This is a genomic window from Bradyrhizobium sp. UFLA06-24, from assembly GCF_054967145.1.
In genome coordinates this window covers 1-5,821 of sequence record NZ_JADFUE010000139.1, presented here as the reverse complement: position 1 = coordinate 5,821, position 5,821 = coordinate 1, and the positions used below count along the sequence as shown (strand labels likewise).

Below are 5,821 nucleotides of genomic sequence, written 5' to 3'. Positions count from 1 at the left end.
ATTCGCAGCAAGAATCCTCGCCGCTGTCAGGCAGAAAATCCACTCAAGCTACTGTCCGAATTTGCGGGGCCAGCTCTATAGTTTCCATTCATTCGCGCAGACCCCCGAGCCACAGCTGTAGCAGCGGCATTGGAGGCGGGCAATTGTGCATCATTCTCGTTGAGCTTCAGCGCCAACTCCACCAGACGGCGGAATCGCCAGTTTGCGGCCATCTCGAGGCACCCAGGCAGACTTGACTTACAATGCAGATGCATTACATTGGGATGTCGTGACGACGCAAGGAGCCGCTATGGCCAAGACCGCCGAAATCCTCGAGATCCCCGCGACCATCACAGACCGCGGCCAGACGACCGTGCCCGCCGCCATCCGCAAAATGCTGGCCCTGGGAAAGCGCGACCAGGTCGTGTTTCGGGGGCTCGCTGACGGCACCGTTGTGATCGCGAAGAAGCAGTTGAGCGCCGACCACGGCGATCCGGTGATCGGCACGTTCCTCGCGTTCCTGGCCCGCGACATGGGGAGCGAGCCAGCCCGGATCCGGCCGGTGCCGAAGTCGCTGGTCGCGCGCGGCAAGGGCTTGGTCAAGGGTGTTAAGGTCGATCTCGACGCGGCGCTGCCGGAAGACGATACGTGAGCGACGACACCTTCGGGGTTAACGGTTGGACGGTCTACGCCCATCCGCTATTTCTCGACCAGTTCGAGACTATGATCGCGGCGGTCGAGAAGGCGCGCAAGAAGGATCCGAAGGGATACAAGAAGAAGCGCGCCGCGAAGCTCCTGTCGGCTGTCTTGAAGGTGGCGTTCGACGACATTCCGAGTGACCCAACGCGTGACGTCTATCGGCAGGGCGGCACTCTCGGCGACGAGTACAAGCACTGGTTCCGCGCGAAATTGCTGCAGCAGTTCCGCCTGTTCTTCCGCTATCAGCAATCGGCGGACGCCAAGATCATCGTTCTCGCCTGGGTGAACGACGACTCGACGCTGCGCGCCTACGAGAGCGCGAACGACGCCTACGCCGTGTTCAGGAAGATGCTGGACCGCGGAAACCCGCCGGACTCGTGGAACGAACTCGTAGCCGCGGCCTCGACTGGCGAATCCAAGACGCGTCTATCGCGCTCGACGCGCGGGAGATGACCCCAGCTGGCCTCGTTCGGCCGCGACCGCCCGCTGATCCGGCCCGCGCCGCCGGCACCGGTCTGCAGCGAGAGACACGATTCGGCCAGGAAGAGTCCGTGAAATGCCCACCATCCAGCTGTCGGCTACGCCCAAAGGCAGCGGCGAATGCGCCGACTGTCCGGCGACATCATCATCAGCATTCCACCTGTTAAGCCGTGTAGACGGAGGCGACATTTCAGCCCTCCGATGCGGGTGAACCGGTTCGTGTTCCTCAACCTTCCAATACTTCAGCCTCGATCCCCTTTACCTGCGGGCATCAATGCACCTCCGACCTGCCCGCGGGTTCCCGTCACCAGTATCCGCCCGTACAATGGAAGTTTTGGATGTCGGCAAGCAGCGGCGCGGCCGCGTCCTTGGCCGAGAGCGACGGCTTTTTGATACCCCAGTTTATACCGATCACCGGGTCGTCCCAGCGGATCGAAACCTCGTTCTCCGGATTATAGAAATCATCGCATTTGTAGAAAAAGTCCGCGGTCTCTGAGAGCACACAACGAAACCGTGCGCGAATCCGCGCGGAACCCATAGTTGCCGCCGGTTATGCTCGCTTAATTCGACGGCAACGTAGCGTCCGAAATTCGGGCTCCGGACGCGGACGTCGACCGCGAGGTCGAGCACCTTGCCCCTCATTGATGGATGTCCAGACAATCGGACTCGCGGCGCACTAAGCGGAGTTGAGTGAACGCTAGTGAGGCTCGCGACAATTAACTACATCGCCTTAAGATCGTGGAGCATGCCCGTGATCCCGTCGATGAGCTCGTCGATTTGATCCTTGTTGACGATCAGAGGTGGGCATATCGACAATGCATCGTCTACATTCCGCACGATGATCCCTCGCTCGTGCAGCAACCGGCTCGCAATGCTGCCAACATCGCCCGGAGTAGTAGCGGCGACTTTCCGTTTCTTGTCCAGCACCAGCTCGATTGCCGCAATAAGGCCAACGCCACGGACCTCCCCAACGAGTGGATGGTCAACGAGCGTGCGCAGCCGTTCCTGCATGTAGGCCCCGATGCGGCCAACGTTCGCAATCAGACCCCGCTCCTCGATGAGTTTGAGGTTTTCGAGCGCTACGGCGGCTCCGACCGGGTGACCACCGCCCGTGAAGCCATGAGCCAGCAGTCCAACCTTATTGCTCTCGTCCGCGATTGGTTCGAACATGTAGTCATTCATTATGATCGCAGATAACGGAAAATAACTGGACGTGAGCTGCTTCGACACCACGATTACATCGGGCGCGATGTTGTAGGTTTCGCAACCGAACATTTTTCCTGTCCGGCCAAAGCCGCAAATCACCTCATCAGCGACCAAAAGGATGCTATGCTTTTTTAGCACACTTTGAATTTTGTCCCAGTAAGTCGGCGGCGGAACGATGACGCCGCCCGCGCCCATGACAGGCTCACCGAAGAATGCTGCAATGGTATCGGCACCTTCGCGCTGAATCAGCGACTCGAGCTCCTCGGCCCGACGCGTAGCAAAGGTCTCCTCCGATTCGCCCGCACGGCTGTCCTTGTAGAAATGGGGGGAGCCCGTGTGCATAATGTTGGGGAGCGGCAGATCGAAAGAGCGGTGGTTGTCTGGAAATCCGGTCAGGCTTGCCGCACCGATCGTGACGCCGTGATAGCCGCGCAACCGGCTGATGACCTTCTTGCGCTGAGGCTGGCCCGCTGCATTCGATCGATAGGCGATCAGCTTCAACACCGTATCGTTCGCTTCCGAGCCGGAATTTGTGAAGAACACCTTACTCATTGGCACCGGAGACATCTTCACCAGCTTCTCGGCAAGCGCGATGGAAGGCCCATTCGATCGTGATGCGAAGGTATGATAGAATGGCAGGATTTGCATCTGGCGATGCGCGGCTTCGATAAGCCGCTTTTCGCTGAAGCCAAGACCCGCACTCCAGAGACCGGCCATCGCATCGAGGTAGCGTTTTCCTGCCGTGTCGAAGACGTAGGGGCCCTCGCCGCGTTCAATTATGAGCGGCCCGGCCCGTTGGTGCGACCGCGCGTTGGTATAGGCGTGAAGCTGATAGGCCACATCTCGGGCCTGTTGAGAACTGGGCAGCATGGTCGGCGTCACATCATCGGTTCAGAATTGGATAGGGACCGGAGCATCATGTGGGGAAGCGCCGGTCCGTTTCCGGCTTCTCTGGGCCTTGCGATAGTCGTCGTTGACGATCGCTTTAAAGGGATTCGCTTTTGCCTATGCCTGACCACAGGCTTAACTGGCGGCGCGACGCACTGTCTGGAAGTGATCACAGAAAGGTGACGATGTTCAGCACGACAAAGCGTCGGATTTCCGGGACGCGTTAGTCGCCGACGGGAGCTTCCATCAAACTGCCGGCGGCGTTCAGGCCGTAGAGAGTCGGTGGTCGTAGCGCCGTGGACCGCGGTTACGTATTCGAGCCCACCACGTTCAGGCCGTCCGCTCCGCTAAAGGCCAGCGTGTCATGTGTGTTTAGCACGTTATCCCAGCTGCTGCCGCGCGTCGTCACGGACTGGTTGGGCTCCGAGCCAACACGCGTGATGAGTAACACTGTAAGCAACAACCCGCTCTGATTGACCAGTTTCTTGTGGGCCATCAGTGATCTCCTTGATCTGGTCGGTGTCCCGGCTTTGCGCGGTGATCTGCGACCGAGTTTGCCCCAGAATACCTTAACTCGTTGAGTTGGTCGCCTGCCAAAGCTTGTAGGCTCACTCCCAACCGGCACCGTCAAGTTAACGAATAGGGGTGGCCGATGGGGTAGACGACCGGCATGCCGACCGCCCGGGCCCCTCTTTATCGCCGCCATCGCTTCCCACCGGAAGTGATCAGCTATGCCGTTTGGTTGTATTTCCGGTTTCCCTTAAGCTTGCGCATGGTCGAGGAAATGCTGGCGGCGCGTGGCATTGGCGTGACCTATGAAACCGTGCGCCAGTGGGGACGGAAATTCGGCAAGCCGTTCTCCGATCGGATCCGCCAGCGCGCTCCCGCCCGCGGTGACAAATGGCATCTGGACGAGGTCGTTATCTCGATCGCGGGCGAACAACATTGGCTCTGGCGCGCTGTCGACCAGAATGGCTTCGTTCTCGACGTCTTGATCCAGCGCCGAAGAGACTCGCGCGCTGCGCAGCTTCTCATGAAGAAGCTCTTGAAATCCGCCGGCACGCCGCCGCGCGTGATGATCACGGATAAGCTGCGTTCGTACGGCGCTGCGAGGGCGAAGATGGGCTTTCACGTCGAACATCGCCAGCACAAAGCTCTCAACAATCGGGCCGAAAATTCTCATCAGCCGACGCGAGCGGATCATGAAGCGTTTTAAATCGTCCCATCAGGCTCAACGCTTTCTGTCAGTTCACGATCAGGTCGCGAACCTTTTCCACATCCCCTATCCCGGAGCCGCCACCGCCGACTTCCGTCGTGCTTCGCGCGAGCGAGCCTTTGCGACTTGGCGCGAGATCTCCATGACAAGCGCTATCGCCGACTCTCGACCTCTGAGAATCGCCTCCTTCGGCTCGGCGGTCGATTAAGTTGACGATGCCGTTCCGGGATGCGTGGGGCGAACCGGCGCAGCGGTTCGACCTCGGGCAACCCAATCTTCCAGCCGAATTTGTTGCTCCCTATGCCGAGGCGTTCCGGGGGCATCATGCATCGTCGTCACCTAGCACGCGTCACCAATGCTGGAAAGCACTGAAGTTCTTTGCCCGCTTTCTCGCCGATAGCGGCAGGGTTCAGGCGCCGGCCGATTTGACGACCGAATTGTTCGGCCAATACATCTTATGGCTGGACGCCTTGCCTTCCCGAACCGGCAAACCCTGTGCTCAGCTTTCGCGCTTACTGGCGGCAAGCTAACGGCAATCCATCGTTGCGTCCGTTTCTTGACCTGCGTCGTGAACGCTATGACCGAGGTGCGAGCTGAGTGTATTTCGCCGTGCTTTCGCGAAGGCGCGGTCGGTCGCCATGCGACGCTCGATCATCGGCGCAATCAGTTTAGCAGGCTCGGTCCGCGTCATCAGACCTACGCTATGCGTCAGGATCTCGGCGTAGCTTCTGAGATCCCTAAAGACCGCCGCCGGCAGCTCGGTCGTGAGCTTGACTGGCTTGTCGTCTTCAAGCGGCCCAAGCTTGAGCTTCGTCATGGCGCTCCTCCATTGCTGTAGGGCGCCAGCACCAAATCGCGCGTGCCGATCACGCGGACCGGAAACCTGGCCGGATGGTCAGCGTCGGCTGGATGTTGAGCTGACGCTGCACGACCAATTGGCCGGTCTGGCTGATGCTGATGGACGCACCGCTACGGATCGCTTGAACGAGGTTGTTCTCATTTGGCTCGTGCCGCCTCTGCTCCGACGCTGAGCATGGTCGAGAGAACGGCGGCCTTGAATAGCATGCCCCAGTGGTTGTCGACATCGTCCTCGAGTCCGGCATAACCACCACTGTCGGCGCCCGGCTGGCGCTCCAGCACGATCGAGTTGCCGTCCGGTATGATGATGCGAGTCCAGACCAAGAGGATTCGACTCTGGCCGTCCGCACGGCCGCTTTTTAGGCGATGATCTGACTGGCGTGGGCGCGCTCTCGGTGCAGTTTGGGCTTTGCTTGAACTAGCACTACTTTGGCAGATTTTTGATTTTGTCGCGTTTTATAGGATTCCCGAATCAATTTTTCAATGATTCATGGA

General features: G+C 59.4%; 8 protein-coding genes and 2 pseudogenes. 4 read left to right on the top strand and 6 right to left on the bottom strand.

Annotated features, from left to right (window positions below):
- The first annotated feature begins 289 nt into the window (after positions 1-289).
- Both IF809_RS37845 and IF809_RS37840 read left to right on the top strand, forming a co-directional pair.
- Positions 290-631, top strand: a complete 342-nt coding sequence (locus tag IF809_RS37845; protein WP_014498004.1) for a type II toxin-antitoxin system PrlF family antitoxin — start codon at positions 290-292, stop codon at positions 629-631.
- Positions 628-1,131 carry a type II toxin-antitoxin system YhaV family toxin gene (locus tag IF809_RS37840; protein WP_011084500.1) on the top strand — a complete coding sequence of 168 codons (504 nt, stop codon included), beginning with the start codon at positions 628-630 and terminating at the stop codon, positions 1,129-1,131. The genes IF809_RS37845 and IF809_RS37840 overlap by 4 nt, the downstream gene beginning before the upstream one ends.
- Before the next feature lie 331 nt (positions 1,132-1,462).
- On the opposite strand, the gene IF809_RS37835 is transcribed toward IF809_RS37840, so the two are convergent.
- From IF809_RS37835 to IF809_RS37820, 4 genes are all read right to left on the bottom strand, one after another.
- Entirely contained in the window at positions 1,463-1,660 is a 198-nt protein-coding gene (locus tag IF809_RS37835; RefSeq protein ID WP_018648901.1) for a dTDP-4-dehydrorhamnose 3,5-epimerase family protein, read from the bottom strand.
- Positions 1,570-1,800 carry a dTDP-4-dehydrorhamnose 3,5-epimerase family protein gene (locus IF809_RS37830; protein WP_244651854.1) on the bottom strand — a complete coding sequence of 77 codons (231 nt, stop codon included), beginning with the start codon at positions 1,798-1,800 and terminating at the stop codon, positions 1,570-1,572. The genes IF809_RS37835 and IF809_RS37830 overlap by 91 nt, the downstream gene beginning before the upstream one ends.
- Before the next feature lie 78 nt (positions 1,801-1,878).
- Entirely contained in the window at positions 1,879-3,234 is a 1,356-nt protein-coding gene (locus IF809_RS37825; RefSeq protein WP_038937402.1) for an aspartate aminotransferase family protein, read from the bottom strand.
- A gap of 325 nt (positions 3,235-3,559) precedes the next feature.
- Complete coding sequence (locus tag IF809_RS37820) at positions 3,560-3,748, bottom strand: hypothetical protein (protein ID WP_014498007.1); 189 nt, start codon at positions 3,746-3,748, stop codon at positions 3,560-3,562.
- A 174-nt stretch (positions 3,749-3,922) separates the two neighbouring features.
- Here IF809_RS37820 and IF809_RS37815 point away from each other — a divergent pair.
- Positions 3,923-4,676: pseudogene (locus tag IF809_RS37815) on the top strand (IS6 family transposase).
- Between the two features lie 7 nt (positions 4,677-4,683).
- Positions 4,684-4,998 carry a hypothetical protein gene (locus tag IF809_RS37810; protein ID WP_011084497.1) on the top strand — a complete coding sequence of 105 codons (315 nt, stop codon included), beginning with the start codon at positions 4,684-4,686 and terminating at the stop codon, positions 4,996-4,998.
- Here the strand turns inward: IF809_RS37810 and IF809_RS37805 are convergent.
- Both IF809_RS37805 and IF809_RS37800 read right to left on the bottom strand, forming a co-directional pair.
- Complete coding sequence (locus tag IF809_RS37805; RefSeq protein ID WP_011084496.1) at positions 4,995-5,285, bottom strand: DUF2274 domain-containing protein; 291 nt, start codon at positions 5,283-5,285, stop codon at positions 4,995-4,997. The genes IF809_RS37810 and IF809_RS37805 overlap by 4 nt on opposite strands.
- Positions 5,282-5,683, bottom strand: a pseudogene (locus IF809_RS37800) (TraB/TrbI/VirB10 family type IV secretion system protein); the annotation flags it as partial. The pseudogene IF809_RS37800 and the gene IF809_RS37805, both read right to left, overlap by 4 nt.
- Between the last annotated feature and the right edge of the window lie 138 nt (positions 5,684-5,821).